This is a genomic window from Amycolatopsis jejuensis (assembly GCF_000717335.1).
Taxonomy (GTDB): domain Bacteria; phylum Actinomycetota; class Actinomycetes; order Mycobacteriales; family Pseudonocardiaceae; genus Amycolatopsis; species Amycolatopsis jejuensis.
In genome coordinates, this window is sequence record NZ_JNYZ01000019.1 from 120,021 (window position 1) to 134,214 (window position 14,194).

The following is a 14,194-nucleotide window of genomic DNA, read 5'->3' on the forward strand; positions in this document are numbered from 1 at the left end:
GTCAGTTGACGCAGCCGGTCGCGGTGGTGGCCTTCGGTTGCGCCGGGGTGCCGTTGGGCGGCGCCTGAACCGAGGTCACCGCGATCGGCCGGACGCCGTTCGACGGCGGGCGCTCCGTGCCCGAACCGCTGGAAGCCGTGACGCCCGGCGAGCTGATCTGGTCCTGCACGAACTCCTTGACCTGCACCGGGTCGACCTTCACTGCGTCGCCGTCGGAGGGTGTGGACAGCGACAGGCTCTGCACCGGGATCGTCACGAACCCGATCGAGCCCGAGCTGAGCCCGTGCAGCTGCTGCGCGAAACTCAGCAGGTCCCAGCCGTGGTCGAGGACGACCGAGCCCTGCAGCGCGTCGATGAGCGCGGACAGCCGCACCGGGTCGGTGAACGTGCCGGAGCCGAGCACCGAACGGGCCATCGCGGACAGAAATGCCTGCTGCCGCGCGATCCGGTCCAGGTCGCCGCCCGGCAGCTCGTGCCGCTGCCGCACGAACGCGAGCGCCTGCGCGCCGGAGATGGTCTGCACGCCGGCCGGGAAATCGGCCCCCGAGTACGAATCGTGCACCGGCGCCTTGAGGCACACCTGCACCCCGCCGACGGCCTGGCTCAGCGCGGAGAACCCGGCCAGGTTCACCGCCGCGTAGTGGTTGACGGTGAGCCCGGTGAGCTTTTCGACCGCGGCGATCGCGGACTTCGCGCCCTCGGCATCGGCGGCCACCTCCAGCTGCGGACCGCTCAGGCCCTGTTGCTGCAGCCTGCCGTGCGCCTGGAGCCGCGCACGGCTGTACGCGGAGTTGATCTTGTGCTTGCCGTACCCCGGAATGTCCACATAGGAATCCCGCGGGATCGAGATCGCCGTGGCAGCCGCACCGCCTGCCGGTACGTGCACGAGGATCATCGTGTCGGTGGTGTTGCCGCCCTCGCTGCTGCCGCCAGCATGCAGCTCGTCGAGCACGTTCTGGGGCAACGGCTTGCCGTTCGCGTCGGTGCGCGAATCGAGACCCACCAACAGGATGTTCTGCGGGGCGGTGAGAGGTTGCCCGGTGGGCGTGTCCGGCACCCGCGCGGACGGCGCGATGACGTCGGCCGTGACCAGGCCCGTGTCCAGCCGGTGCAGCTGCGACCACGCATACCCGGTCGCGGCCAGCACGAGGGTGGACACCACCCCCAGCACGGCACGCCCGCCGATTCGGCGGCTCCGGGACGTGAACAGCACGGCCGGTTCCCTCGCTTCCCCGCGGAACGGACTTCGACCCCGTATTCGAGGATCACCGCGTTAGCTGGGAATAGCCTGAGAAACCTGTCGGGATGCTGTGATGCTGCCCATTCGGCCGATCGCTTGGCGTTCCACCGCAACAGCCGGTACCCCTTCGGGCACAGGGAGTTCCGCTACCGCGGCATCCGGCGCCAGAGTGCCCGCGGCACGAACCGCATCGCGGCGAACACCGGGCGCAGCACTCCCGGTACCCACACCACCGGACGGCGGCGGCGCAATGCTCCGGCTGCCGCATCGGCGACCTGGTCCGGAGTACTCGAGAACGGGGCCGGGGCCATGCCGTCGGTCATCCGGCCGATCACGAACCCCGGCCGGACGAGGAGGAGGTGCACGCCGGCGCCGTGGAGGGCGTCGGAGAGGCCGGAGGCGAAACCGTCGAGACCTGCTTTCGCGGAGCCGTAGACGTAGTTGGCTCGGCGTACGCGGATTCCGGCTACGGAGGAGAAGACGATGATGTTTCCGGAGCCTTGGGTGCGGAGTAGCTGGGCTGTGTGGGTGAGGATCGACACCTGGGCTACGTAGTCGGTGTGGATGATTTCGGTGGCGTGTTCGGCGTCGGTTTCGGCTCGTGATTGGTCGCCCAGGATGCCGAAGGCCAGGATTACGGTGTCCAGGGGGCCGTGTCGGGTGATGACCTTGTCCAGCAGGGGGCGGTGGGTGGAGAGGTCGTCGGCGTCGAAGTCTTCGGTTATTGCGGTGGCGCCTGCGTCCTGCAGGGCGGCGGTTTGGGGGGTGAGGTCTGTGCCGGGGCGGGCGGCCAGGACGAAGGTGTCGATGTGGGTGCGGGCGAGGCGGAGGGCAAGGGCGGTGCCGATTTCGCTTCTGCCGCCGAGGATGAGGGCTGTTCCGGTCACTTCGCGGAGTGTGCCAGGTGTGTCCTGGTGAAGCGGCTGGTGGGGGCTGGCTGCCCGGCTTGAGTTGGGTTCGCGCGTGCGGCCTGGGTGGTGGTGGGCTGTGAAGGCTGTGAAGGGAACCATGAGGGAATCTGATTCCGTGAAGGTGGCCTTCACGGACGGTCTGGGTGGGTGCAGGATCTGCAAATTTGCAGGGTCTGCAAAGTTTGGCTACCTTTGGTGTGGTGTCTTCCGGACTGCGTGAGCGTAAGAAGCTCGAGACCCATCGGACCTTGGCGGCTGCGGCTATCCGGCTGGTTGACGAGCGTGGTCTGGACCAGGTGACGGTCGACGACATTGCCGCGGCGGCCGGGGTGTCGGCGCGCACGTTCTTCAACTACTTCGCGGCCAAAGAGGACGCCGTGTTGATTCCGCATGCGGACCAGGCTGAGCGTGGGGAGGCCGTCATCGCGCGGCTTGCTGCGCAGCCTGCCGGGCTCAGTGCCTTTGCGGCGCTGGTGGCCACCATGCGTGAGGACCTGGTGGAGATCGAGCGGGAGCGGGACGAATGGCTGGCCCGGCTGCGCATCATCGAGGGTGACCCGGCCTTGCTCGTGCGGGCGACGGCGCTCAGTTCGGCGGCGCGGACTTCGACCATTGCGGCGATTGCGCGGCGTACCGGGACCGATCCGGAGAAGGATTTCTTTCCTTCGCTGCTGTTGTCGGTGGTCAGCGGGGCGGTCAACGCGTCGCTCGGGCACTGGTCTGCGCTGGACGGTGGCCGGTCGCTCACCGAGATCTTCGACGAGGCGATGGCGACCGTCGCGACTCTGCCCGGCTTGCACTGAAGCAAGCGGAGCATCCGAAACCCCACGCACCGAAAGGAGTTCCATGTCCCTGTCCACGGACGAACCATCAGCCCCTGCGGTGATGTCCCACCGCCAGGTGCTGCAGGCGATGTCCGGCCTGATGATGGGCATCTTCGTCGCCATTCTCGCGTCGACGGTGGTCTCGAACGCGCTGCCGCGGATCGTGTCCGAGCTCGGCGGCAGCCAGTCCTCCTACACCTGGGTCGTCACCGCCGAGCTGCTCGCGATGACCGCCACCGTCCCGCTCTGGGGCAAGCTTTCCGACCTGTACAACAAGAAACTGCTGATCCAGATCTCGCTCGGGCTGTTCGTCGCGGGCTCGCTGGTGGCCGGGTTCGCCCCGGACATCGACGTGCTGATCCTCAGCCGGGTCGTGCAGGGCATCGGCGGGGGCGGGCTCACCGCGCTCGCCCAGGTGATCATGGCGGCGATCGTGTCACCGCGGGAGCTCGGCAAGTTCTCCGGTGTGTTCGGTGCGGTCTTCGCCGTCGCCACGGTCGCCGGGCCGCTGGCGGGCGGGGTGCTCGTCGACACCTCGTGGCTCGGCTGGCGGTGGTGCTTCTTCATCGGGGTGCCGTTCGCCGTCGCGGCGATCCTGTTGCTGCAGCGCACCTTGGACCTGCCGACCCTGCGCCGCAAGGTCCGCGTGGACTACCTCGGCGCGTTCCTCATCATGCTCGGGGTGTCGACGCTGCTGGTGTGGTCGTCGCTCGCCGGGTCCACGTTCGCGTGGGGCTCGTGGCAGACCGCGGTGCTCGTGCCTGCCGGGGTGGTCGTGCTGGCGCTTGCGGTGTGGGTGGAGGCGAAGGTGCGCGAGCCGGTGGTGCCGTTGCGGCTGTTCCGCAGCCGCACGATCACCCTCGCCACGGCGGCGAGCTTCTTCGTCGGCGTCGCGATGTTCGGCGGCACCGTGTTCCTTTCCCAGTATTTCCAGCTGGCGCTCGGCAAGTCACCGACCGTGGCCGGGCTGATGAGCCTGCCGATGATCTTCGGGCTGCTGGTGTCGTCGACGGTGTCCGGCCACCTCATCAGCCGGACCGGCCGGTGGAAGCCGTTCCTGCTGCTCGGTGCCGTGCTGATGGTCGGCGGGCTCAGCCTGCTCGGGCTGCTCGACGCACACACGAGCATCGTCGAGCTGAGTCTCTTCATGCTCGTGCTGGGCGCCGGGATGGGCATGCTCAACCAGAACCTGGTGCTGGTGGCGCAGAACGACGTACCCGCGCGCGACCTCGGCGCGGCGACGTCGATGCTGTCGTTCTTCCGCAGCCTCGGCGGGTCGATCGGGGTGAGCGTGCTCGGTTCGGTGCTCGCCGGCCGGGTCAGCACGCTGATCTCCGAGGGCCTCGGCCCGGCGGCGGCGACGTCCGGCGGCGGGAAGATCCCCGACCTGACCCGGCTGCCCGCGCCCGTCGTCACCGTGATCCGCGAGGCCTACGGCATTGCGACGAGCGACTTGTTCCTGGTCAGCGCTCCGCTCGCGCTGCTTGTCCTGGTCGCGGTGGCGTTCCTGAAGCACCTGCCGCTCAAGACGAAGAGCGGCATGGAACGGCTCGCGGACGAAGCCGCGTGAGCCGGAACCCTCCGTACCCGGCTGCCTGCGCGGCGTGCGGAATGGCAGTGCCGAAACGCTCCGGAGAATGAAAAAGCGCCCGGGTGGCGACCGTGGAAAACGGTCGCCACCCGGGCGCACCACCGGTTCCGGAGATTCGCCGGTCGTGGTGGGGAAAACGCTCGCCCTCGCCGCCGGGAATGGGCACCGGCTCGCGGTCAGGCGGCTCGATGCCGTGCGGCGGCGGAGCCGGCGCGAACCAGCTTCCGGCGCTCCAGCTCGGTGGTTCCCCCGAAGATCCCGTTGTCGAGACCGTTGTCGAGGGCGTAGGTCAGGCATTCCGCGCGGACCGGGCATCGTGCACAGACCGCCTTGGCCTTCTCGACCTGACGCGCTCCGGGCCCGATCGCGGAAATCGGGAAGAACAGTTCCGGGTCCTCGTCCTGGCACGCCGCGCGGGCGAGCCAGCCGGTGGCCGTGAGTTCCATTGGTGCTTTTCACCTCCTCCATTCTCGGTGCATTCGATCGTGATTCCTCGTGATTCCATTGTCGAAACGTGGTCAACCGAGTTCTTCGCGCGCACGCGCACGACGCACCTGCGGAGAGTGTTCGGTGGGCTTCCGGCCGCACCGTCCGTGCCACCCGATACGAGAGGGGGCCGACGACGACCGACTTTCCAAGTTACCACCGATCACCGTCCGCGCCGAGAATTTCGATTCAGCTCACACCGCGGGCGCGGTTTCCGGGCAGCAGCGGTGCCCGGCCGGCCATCTCGGCCGGTTTTCTTGCCTGCCACGGCTTCCCTCCTCCCCCGAAGCGGTCCCGGCGATCCGCCGCCACCTCCGGGTACCCGGTATCCGGCGGATTACCCACGGTTCCGTGATCGAATCGTTACACCCACCGGCCGCCTCACTGCACCTGTTTCGACAGGTCCGGGTTCGGAGGAGGTGGCAGGTGTCGGGGTTCGACGGGTTCTTCCGCGCCGATTTCCCCCGGCTGGTGGCGTTCCTGTGCGCCACCGGGCTCGGGCCTGCCGCGGCGCGCGAGGTGGCGGTGGAGGCGTTCGTCCACGAGACCGGGACGTGGCCGCCACCGGGGGACGCGCGGGCGGCGGTCCGGCTCACCGCGGTCCGCCTCGCCGCCGAACAGGCGTGGTTCGACCCTGCGTACGGGGAGCCGGGCGACCGGCTGGCGGCAGTCGTGGAGCGGAACGCACTGGGGGTCGAGCTGCTCGCGACGCTGCCGGATACCCAGCGCACGGTGCTGGCCTGGTCGCTCGACGGGTTCCCGCCCGCGGCCATCGCCACGGCGCTGGGCATGGCGGGCAGCACGGTCCGCTCGAACCTGCGGCACGCACGGGAACGGCTGAAGGGCCGGCTCGAACCGGCCGGCCACGAGGAGGCACTGATGACCGCACTGCTCGAAGCCGACGCTGCCCTGGTCGGCGCGCTGCGCTCCACCCTGGCCGTCGAAGACGCGCTGACCAGGGTGAAAACGTCGGCCGCCGCGCTGGCCGTGCCGCGGTTCCCGGCCGAGCGGCCCGGGTTCGACGGCCCGGTCCGCGCCGCGATCGACGGTGCCCCGGACGCCGCGCAGGAACTCCTCAGCGCGGTGCGGCCGCTGGTCGTGCGCTACTGCCGGGCGCGGCTCGGCGGGCTGGAGAACGCCTACGCGTCGGCGGACGACGTGGCACAGGACGTCTGTCTCGCGTTGCTCACCGCGCTGCCCGGCTACCGCCAGCAGGGGCGGCCGTTCCTCGCGTTCGTGTACGGCATCGCGCAGCACAAGGTCGCCGACGCCCACCGCGCCGCCGCGCGCAACCGGGCCGACGCGACGCCGGATCTGCCGGACACCGCCGATCCGGCGGACGGCCCCGAACAACATGCACTGCGCGACGAGCTGAACGACCGCCTGTCCCGGCTGTTGCAGCTGCTGCCGGAACGACAGCGGGAGATCGTGGTGCTGCGCGTGGTAGTCGGGCTTTCCGCGGAGGAGACGGCCGAAGCGGTCGATTCCACGCCGGGTGCGGTCCGGGTCGCGCAGCACCGCGCGCTGCTGCGGTTGCGCTCAGCGCTGGAGCGAAGACGCGGCTGAAGCATCCCCGATCTGCGCGACGACGAACTCCGCCAGCGCGGTGATCGGTCCTTCGGTGCCGTCCCGGGACAGCAGGACGAAATCGACGTCGCCCGGGTCGGGCAGGCCGAGCTCGGCGGGCAGCTCGACGAGGTCGGCCGGGACGAGACTGCGCGCGTGCACCGTGATGCCGAGCCCCGCGGCCGCGGCGGCACGCAACCCGGTGAGGCTCGACGTGAGACACGCCGCCCGCCATTCCAGGCCCGCGCGTTCCAGCGTTTCGACCGCCAGCTGCCGGGTGACCGACGGCATCGGGTACTGCACCAGCGGCACCGGCTCGCCGGGCGGCAGATCCGTGGCCGCGGACCCGATCCACACCAGCGGTTCGCGGCGCAGCAGCCGTCCCGGACCGGCCGCGCCCGGACGGCGTTTGCCGAGCACCAGGTCGAGCCTGCCTTCGGCGATCCGGCGGGCGAGCACGTCGGACAGCTCCACGTGCAGTTCGACGTCCACCAGTGGATGGCTTTTCCGCAGCCGCCGCAGGATCGGCGGAAGCTCCTCGAGCGCGAAGTCCTCGGACACGCCGAACCGGACCCGGCCGCGGACCTGCGCGCCGTGGAAGTGCCGGGCCGCGCGGTCTTCGGTGTCCACAATGGTCTGCGCGAACCCGAGCATGGCCTGTCCGCGTGCGGTGAGCTCGACCGTGTGCGTGTCACGCGCGAACAGCTGGCCGCCCGTTTCGCTCTCCAGCCGCCGGATGTGCTGGCTGACGGTGGGCTGTCCCACGCCGAGCCGCTTCGCCGCGGCCGTGAAGCTGCGCGTTTCGGCCACGGCAAGGAAAGAGCGGCACAGTCGGGGGTCCAGCACGGGTCCACCTTATCGCATTTTGAAATGACAGTCAGTATGGTGATCGGGGTTCCCAATGATCCCGCGCGACGGGAAGATGGGCGGGAAAGGAGCGCCATGACCTCCGTGCTCGCCTCGCTCACCCGTCCCGTCTCGGCCTTGCTGGCCAAGCTGCGGATCGACCCGTTCATCGCCGCGATCCTCGTCACCGTGGGCATTGCGTCGCTGCTGCCTGCCTCCGGCACGACCGCCGCCGGGTTCGGGATCGCGTCGAAGGTCGCCGTCGGGTTCCTGTTCTTTCTCTACGGGGCGCGCCTTTCCAGCCAGGAGGCGGTGGAGGGGATGCGGCACTGGCGGCTGCACGTCACTGTGCTCTGCGCCACGTTCGTGCTGTTTCCGTTGCTGGGGCTGGCCACGTCGTTCCTCTCCCCCGGCCTGCTGACCACTCCGCTGTACACCGGCTTGCTGTTCCTGTGCCTGCTCCCGTCGACCGTGCAGTCGTCGATCGCGTTCACCTCGATCGCGAAGGGCAACGTCGCGGCGGCGATCTGCAGTGCGTCGCTGTCGAATCTGCTCGGCATCGTGCTCACGCCGCTGCTGGTCGCGCTGCTGCTGTCGGCGAACGGACCGGGGGTGAGCGGGTCGGCGGTGCTGGACATCGTGCTGCAGCTGCTCGTGCCCTTCATCGCGGGGCAGCTCGCGCGCCGCTGGATCGGCGGCTGGGTGCGACGGCATTCCGCACCGCTGAAGCTGGTGGACCGCGGGTCGATCCTGCTGGTGGTGTACACCGCGTTCAGTGAGGGCATGACCGAGGGCATCTGGCACACGCTGGAAATCGGCCCGCTGCTCGTGCTCCTCGCGGTGTGCTGCGTACTGCTGGCCGTGGTGCTCGGGGTGACCGGCGGCGGGGCGAAGCTGCTCGGCTTCTCCCGCGCCGACCGGATCACCATCGTGTTCTGCGGGTCCAAGAAGAGCCTGGCGAGCGGCCTTCCGATGGCGACCGTCCTGTTCGGACACGCCGAGGTCGGGCTGATCGTGTTGCCGCTCATGCTCTTTCACCAGATTCAGCTGATCGTGTGCGCTGCGCTGGCCCGCCGGTACGCGCGCACTGCTCCCGCGGAGCTCGTTGCGGCCTGACGGTTCAGCCGAGCACGCGCTTCACCTGCCGGGCCTGGACGTCGACCTCGGCAACGGTGAGGTCTTCGTTCAGCACCCAGGCCGTGGTGGAGTCGGCGCTGAAGCTGATGGCCTGGCGCGGTCCCTTCAGTCCGGTGACGGTGCCGAGCACGGTGCCGGTTGCCGGGTCGACCGCGGTCAGGGAGTTCCCGGCGAGGTTACCGGAGAACAGCACCTTCTCGTCCGGGGAAAGGGCTGCGCCGTACGGCTTCTCCCCCACGGTGACCTTCTGCACGATCGCCCTTGTTGCGGTGTCCACAATGGACACAGTGTTGTCGCCGCTGCCGGCGACGTACAGGCGGGTGCCGTCGTGGCTGACCGAGAGGCCGCGTACTTCGTTGAACGGGCCGATGTTGCCGATCGGCTTGTCGGTTGCGGTGTCGACCACGGTGATGCGGTTGCCCTCGTAGTTCGTGACGTACACCTTGTCGCCTGCCGGGGAGAGCTTCACACCTTGGCGGGGCTGGGAAAAGCCGGTGATGACCGTCAGCGGGCGGCTGGCTTTGAGGTCGACCACGGTGACGGTACCGGAGGCTTGATTGTTGGCGTACAAGCGTTTTCCGTCGCTGGTCTGGGCGGTGCCGAAGACGCCCGCGCCGAGCGGGAGGCGCTTCTCCAGGCGGAAGGTCCAGGTGGAGAGGCGGTCGAGGACGCCTAGGGTACTGTCGGAAACGGTGAAGCTGTGGCCGTCCGGGGCGAAGAGGATGTTGCGCGGGCTGACGTATCCGCCGATTTCGGTGATCTTGCGGCCGGTGTGCAGGTCGATCACGACCAGGGTGCCCGACTGGGATTTCGCTGCCACGGCGAGGCGTTGGTCGGGGCTGATCGCGAGGGTGTTGTTGTGGATCTGGCCGTCGAATGGGGTGGGTACGCCGTTTACGGTGCCTTCGTAGGCGCCGAAGCTGCGTAATTGAGCCACCGGGTTTGGGTCTGCTGTGGCCACTGCGCCGGGCAGGACGAGCACGGCGGCCGCGGCGGCGCCCAGGATCATCCGGCGGGCGGATTTGGCTTGCATCACCAGTGTTGTCTCCTCGTTCGGGGCATCCGTCGTGGACGCTCGCTACTGGGGATACGCGCGCGGGGGCCGGAGTGTTGAATCGGTTTCGAGCGGCCGCAGGAGAATTCTCGGCGCGCCGGTCACCGGGTCGTCCACCATGGACCCGGCGACCCCGAAGACCTCGCGCAGCAACGGTTCGGTGAAGACGTCGTGCGGAGTACCGGAGGCAACCACCCGTCCCTGATGCAGGGCGACGACGGTGTCGGCGTATTGCGCGGCCAGGTCGAGGGAATGAAGCGCGGCGAGCACGGTGACCCCGAGCGAAGTGGCGAGTTCGAGTGCGGCGATCTGGTGGTGCGGGTCGAGGTGGTTGGTGGGTTCGTCGAGGACCAGCAGGCGCGGGTTTTGTGCCAGCGCCTGCGCGAGGGCCACGCGCTGCCGTTCGCCGCCGGAGAGGGTCGACAGTGGACGGTCGGCGAATTCCGTGCAGCCGCATCGGTCCAGTGCTTGGTCCACCACGGATCGGTCGATTTCGGTTGGGCGGCCCCAGGTGGTCTGGTAGGGTTGGCGGCCTAACGTCGCGAATTCTCTTGCAGTGAAGTCGAAACCGCCTGCCTGGTCTTGTCCGAGCACGCCCACGGTACGCGCGAGCGTGCGGCGGGGGATGGTGCGGATGTCGTGGTTGTCGAGCCTGGCGGTGCCCGATTGTGGTGTCACTGCGCGGTAAAGGGTCTTGAGGAGGGTTGATTTGCCACTGCCATTGGGTCCGACGACTGCGACGAAGGCACCGTCGGGGACGGTCAGGTGTGCTTCGCGTACGGCCGGGACGCCGCGGTATTCCACGGTGATGCCGGAGAAGTCGATCCTCATGCCAATCCTGCCGTCTTGGCTGGGTTGCGCTGCAGCGCCAATAGGTACATTCGGGCGTCGATCGCCGTGGTGATGCCGGAGGACTTGATCGTCACGCCAGTCCCACCGCCCCGGCCGGGCTGCGCCGCAACACCAGCAGGAACGCCGGGACGCCGATCGCCGCGGTGAGGATGCCGATCGGCAGCTCGGCTGGGGCCAGGACGAGCCGGGCCGCGGTGTCCGCCCACACCACGAGGAGCGCGCCCAGCAGGGCGGTCACCGGCAGCGAGCGGCGGTGATCCGCGCCGGCCAGCAGGCGGGCCAGGTTCGGGACCACGAGGCCGACGAAACCGATGCTGCCCGACACCGCGACCACCGTCCCGGTCAGCAGGGTCACCACGACCAGCAGCACGGCGCGCGCCCGTCCGGCGTGCAGGCCGAGTGCCGCGGCGCCGTCGTCGCCGAGCACGAGCAGGTTGATGCGGCCGGCCATCATCAGGCTTGCGGCGACGAGGACGGTCACCACAGCGCAAGTCACCCACGCCAGCTGCCACTGCGCGCCGGCGAGACTTCCCAGCAGCCAGAACAACACCTGGTGCTGTGCCTGAGGATCGTCGGTGCGCAGAAGGAGAAACGAGACGACACCGGACAGCAGCTGACCGACCGCAACGCCGGTCATCACCATCCGCCCCGGGGAACGGTTGCGGGACAACAACATCACGGCGACCGCAGTGACCAGCGCCCCGGCAAACGCCGCGAGAGGCAACCCTGCGACGATCGGCCCAACGGTCGTCAGCACGAGCACAGCCCCCACCGCCGCACCGGACGACAGGCCGAGCACGTACGGCTCCCCGAGCGGATTTCGGGTCACCGCCTGAGTCAGCAACCCGGCGACGGCAAGCCCGGCGCCGACGAACGCGCCCTCCAGGACGCGGGGTGCCCGCAGCTGGGTCACGATGAAGTCGAACTGACCGGGGCTGCCGTGTCCGACGTAGAGCGCTCGCACCACGTCTCCTGGCGGCACGGCCACCGGTCCGAGGCCGATGGCGAGTATCATGGAGATCAGGAGAATTACCGCCAGGGCAGCGATTTTTGTCTTCATGCCGCGGGTCGGCGCAGAGCCTGGGCTACGGTGGCCACGGCTTGTCCATTGAGGACACTCGGCGTGTGGATGATGCTCAGCGGCACCACCACGATCCGATTCTCCCGGACGGCGGTGGTTCTGGCGAGGACGGGGCTTTGCCGGATGGCGGCCAGCAGGCGGTCGATGCTGGGGGTGCCGCTGGACCTTCCACCAGAGGTGGCTCCCGGCGCGCCGCTGGGGCTATCGACGGGCGTGCTGCCGGGTGCGGCGGGAGGACTGCCGGACGTGTCGGCGGGCGTGCCGCCAGGCCTTCCACCAGAGGTGGCCCCCGGAGTTCCATCGGAAGCGTCGGCGGGGGTTCCACCGGCGGGGTCGGCGGGTGTGTCGGCGGAGGTGTAGCCGGACACCACCACGATCGCCTGCGGATCCCGTGCCGCTACCTCCTCTGCGCTGAGTGATGCGAAGTCCGCGGATATCCCCTCGGCGATGTTCTGTCCGCCGGCGAGGGTGATCACGCCGTTGGCGAGGCTGGCGCCGCCGCGGGTTTGTACGGGCTGGCCTGCCGCCGGGGCACCGGACAGCGCCAGTACACGCACTCGGCCCGGTGCCGGGACTGCACGGTCCACATCGGACTGTACTCGCGCGGCGAGCTGTGCCCCTCGCTCCGGTACGCCGAGGACCCGCGCGGTGTCGGTGATGAAGTTGGTGGTCGCGGAGAGGTCTTTGACCAGGCCCGGCGGTCGGCACGCCACGAGGGCCGCCGCGCCTGCCTGGGTGAGGCGGTCGACGGTCGGAGTGCCGTCGAAGCCGCCGAAACTGTAGCTCGACGTGCCGATGACGAGGTCCGGATGCGCCGCAAGCACCTTCTCGGCATTCCCCGACCCGGCATCCAGGACGGGAATCTTCGCCAGCTCGGCGCGCCGGTCGGGAGGAAAAGCCGCGAAGAACTGTGGCGCCGCGGTCCCGGCGATCTTGTCCCCGAACCCGAGCTCACTGACGAGCGCCGCCGCCCCGCCGTCCATCGTGACGATCCGCTTGGGCGCCGAGGCCGGCTGCGGCACGGGCGGACAGGGCGTCGGGGCCTTGGCCGCCTCGGTTGCGGTACAACCACCAGCCGCCAGGGCGACGGCGAGCGCCACGGTCACTCGGCGCACAACGTGGGGCAGCCGCACAGTCTCCTCCTGCGAGGTCGGGTTCGGAAGAGAAGTCGGGCGGCGGGCGAGGAAGTTCCCCCGAGTGATGATCACGACAGCGGCGCGGCGAAGGGTTGCTTGGAACAGGCGTTGGAGTACCCCCGCGCACCACGGCAGCGCAGCGATACCAGCGGAGCCGCCGCCCACGTCACCGTGGAGGGGCAACCGGTACCTGTGCCACCTCTCGCCCGTTTCCGTCCTTCACCAGTAGCCCCGTGATCGAATCGCGGCTCATTCCCGTGACCATGTGGGTTCGCACTGGGCCCTCGCTGTCTGCACGGACGCTTCCGGCCGGGAGGCTGTGCCCTCCCCTGCCGACGGTGATCAGCTGGTACGTCTCGCCCGTGCGGAGGCCGTTCAGCGTGATCGGGACTTCCGTGCCCCATGGGTGCGCGACCATCGATCCGTCCCGGGACAGTGCCACCTCCTGGACCGGCGCGTCGGACCCGGACACGGCGACCCCGCCCAGCGCGACTGCTGTCACCAGGGCCGCGGCCGCAGCGGCGACGGTGATTCGGCGGGTGCGGCGGGCTGTTCGGACCCGGATGCCGATGCGGTGGCCCAGGACCGGATCCGGGACAAGCCGGTCCGGGCTCCCAGCCGAGGGATCGCCTTCGGCGGCGGCGAAGACGCCCGCCACTTCCCGGATTTCCGCCAGGTCCCGGGTACAGGCTGCACAGCCGGAGACGTGCCGCCGCAAGTCCTCGGGCAGGGGGCGGCCCAGCATGACCAGTTCGGCGATCTCGCCGCGTACCTGCACGCACTGCTCACTCATCGCGGCAAACCCCCGTTCTCTTCGAGCGCCAGGCGCAGCGCGCGGATGCCGTAGTACAGCCTGCTGCGTGCCGTCGATGCCGAAATACCCTGCGCCGCGGCGTACTCCGCGCACGTGCGGCCTTCGATGTGCACCGCCTGCAGGATTTCCCGGTGGTCGTCGCTCAGGCGGCGCAACGCCTCGTCCAGCTGGATGCTCAGCAGGAGGCGGTCGAAGGGGTCGTCGGTGCGCTGGTCGGGTGGGGTCTCGGTCGGGGCGGGGCGGGTGGAGCGCCGGCGGTGGGCGTCGATCACCAGGTTGCGGGCGATGCCGAACAGCCACGTCCGCAGGCTCGCCCGTGCGGGGTCGAAGCGGCGGCCCGCTCGCCACGCCCGGACGAACGTCTCCTGCACGACGTCCTCGGCGAGATGCCGGTCGTCGAGCGCATTGAGGGCGAAGCCGAACAGCTCGCCGCCATAGCGGTCGTACGCCGCCCGCACGTCGCCCTCGCTGCGGATGGCCTCGTCTCCGGCTCGCCGCACTCGCAATCGTCCACCCCGTTTCGCTGTACCACTGGGGTATACGCGGGCCGTCGCGCAGCCGTTGAACCGAGGGCATGTGTCGGCCATCACATCCGTTCGCGTCAACACCCCGGCCGCGTCGTGCGTAACCCCGGAAAAGGATCACCGGATGGAAGA

14 protein-coding genes and 1 pseudogene are annotated in these 14,194 nt (G+C 69.5%); 5 read left to right on the plus strand and 10 right to left on the minus strand.

All coding sequences use genetic code 11. The annotated features are described in order from the left end of the window. Window position 1: 1 nt before the first annotated feature. Together OO71_RS25505 and dprE2 are read right to left on the minus strand one after the other, a co-directional pair. Window positions 2-1,213 carry an LCP family protein gene (locus OO71_RS25505; protein ID WP_033292419.1) on the minus strand — a complete coding sequence of 404 codons (1,212 nt, stop codon included), beginning with the start codon at window positions 1,211-1,213 and terminating at the stop codon, window positions 2-4. 173 nt (window positions 1,214-1,386) lie between these two features. After that, window positions 1,387-2,127: a decaprenylphospho-beta-D-erythro-pentofuranosid-2-ulose 2-reductase gene (gene dprE2 / locus OO71_RS25510; RefSeq protein WP_033292420.1), complete on the minus strand. Its 741-nt coding sequence runs from the start codon at window positions 2,125-2,127 to the stop codon at window positions 1,387-1,389. A gap of 224 nt (window positions 2,128-2,351) precedes the next feature. Here dprE2 and OO71_RS25515 point away from each other — a divergent pair, with 224 nt between their 5' ends. Then, entirely contained in the window at window positions 2,352-2,954 is a 603-nt protein-coding gene (locus OO71_RS25515; RefSeq protein WP_342669949.1) for a TetR/AcrR family transcriptional regulator, read from the plus strand. Window positions 2,955-3,036: 82 nt separating this feature from the next. Then, complete coding sequence (locus tag OO71_RS25520; protein WP_156096539.1) at window positions 3,037-4,545, plus strand: MDR family MFS transporter; 1,509 nt, start codon at window positions 3,037-3,039, stop codon at window positions 4,543-4,545. A 197-nt stretch (window positions 4,546-4,742) separates the two neighbouring features. Here OO71_RS25520 and OO71_RS25525 read toward each other — a convergent pair whose 3' ends face one another. Next, window positions 4,743-5,012: a WhiB family transcriptional regulator gene (locus OO71_RS25525; RefSeq protein ID WP_033292423.1), complete on the minus strand. Its 270-nt coding sequence runs from the start codon at window positions 5,010-5,012 to the stop codon at window positions 4,743-4,745. Between the two features lie 712 nt (window positions 5,013-5,724). Here OO71_RS25525 and OO71_RS52970 point away from each other — a divergent pair. Further along, window positions 5,725-5,880: pseudogene (locus OO71_RS52970) on the plus strand (sigma factor-like helix-turn-helix DNA-binding protein); the annotation flags it as partial. A gap of 51 nt (window positions 5,881-5,931) precedes the next feature. Then, window positions 5,932-6,618, plus strand: coding sequence for an RNA polymerase sigma factor ShbA (shbA, locus tag OO71_RS52375; RefSeq protein ID WP_245633774.1), 687 nt, complete (start codon window positions 5,932-5,934; stop codon window positions 6,616-6,618). Here shbA and OO71_RS25535 read toward each other — a convergent pair. Continuing rightward, window positions 6,592-7,464, minus strand: coding sequence for a LysR substrate-binding domain-containing protein (locus OO71_RS25535; RefSeq protein ID WP_033292424.1), 873 nt, complete (start codon window positions 7,462-7,464; stop codon window positions 6,592-6,594). The genes shbA and OO71_RS25535 overlap by 27 nt on opposite strands. A gap of 96 nt (window positions 7,465-7,560) precedes the next feature. On the opposite strand from OO71_RS25535, the gene OO71_RS25540 reads away from it, so the two are divergent. Next, window positions 7,561-8,580, plus strand: a complete 1,020-nt coding sequence (locus tag OO71_RS25540; RefSeq protein ID WP_169776569.1) for a bile acid:sodium symporter family protein — start codon at window positions 7,561-7,563, stop codon at window positions 8,578-8,580. 4 nt (window positions 8,581-8,584) lie between these two features. Here OO71_RS25540 and OO71_RS25545 read toward each other — a convergent pair whose 3' ends face one another. From OO71_RS25545 to OO71_RS25570, 6 genes are all read right to left on the minus strand, one after another. Then, on the minus strand, window positions 8,585-9,634 hold the full coding sequence (locus OO71_RS25545) for a YncE family protein (RefSeq protein ID WP_051792104.1): 1,050 nt from the start codon (window positions 9,632-9,634) through the stop codon (window positions 8,585-8,587). A 45-nt stretch (window positions 9,635-9,679) separates the two neighbouring features. After that, entirely contained in the window at window positions 9,680-10,486 is an 807-nt protein-coding gene (locus OO71_RS25550) for an ABC transporter ATP-binding protein (RefSeq protein ID WP_051792107.1), read from the minus strand. Between the two features lie 91 nt (window positions 10,487-10,577). Then, entirely contained in the window at window positions 10,578-11,567 is a 990-nt protein-coding gene (locus OO71_RS25555) for a FecCD family ABC transporter permease (protein WP_033292425.1), read from the minus strand. Next, a complete protein-coding gene (locus tag OO71_RS52380) occupies window positions 11,564-12,721 on the minus strand; it encodes an ABC transporter substrate-binding protein (protein WP_245633770.1) in 1,158 nt (385 codons plus the stop codon). Before OO71_RS52380 ends, OO71_RS25555 begins: the two co-directional genes overlap by 4 nt. Window positions 12,722-12,890: 169 nt before the next feature. Beyond that, window positions 12,891-13,517: a hypothetical protein gene (locus tag OO71_RS25565; RefSeq protein ID WP_156096530.1), complete on the minus strand. Its 627-nt coding sequence runs from the start codon at window positions 13,515-13,517 to the stop codon at window positions 12,891-12,893. Next, window positions 13,514-14,038: a sigma-70 family RNA polymerase sigma factor gene (locus tag OO71_RS25570; protein WP_245633771.1), complete on the minus strand. Its 525-nt coding sequence runs from the start codon at window positions 14,036-14,038 to the stop codon at window positions 13,514-13,516. Before OO71_RS25570 ends, OO71_RS25565 begins: the two co-directional genes overlap by 4 nt. Window positions 14,039-14,194 lie beyond the last annotated feature (156 nt).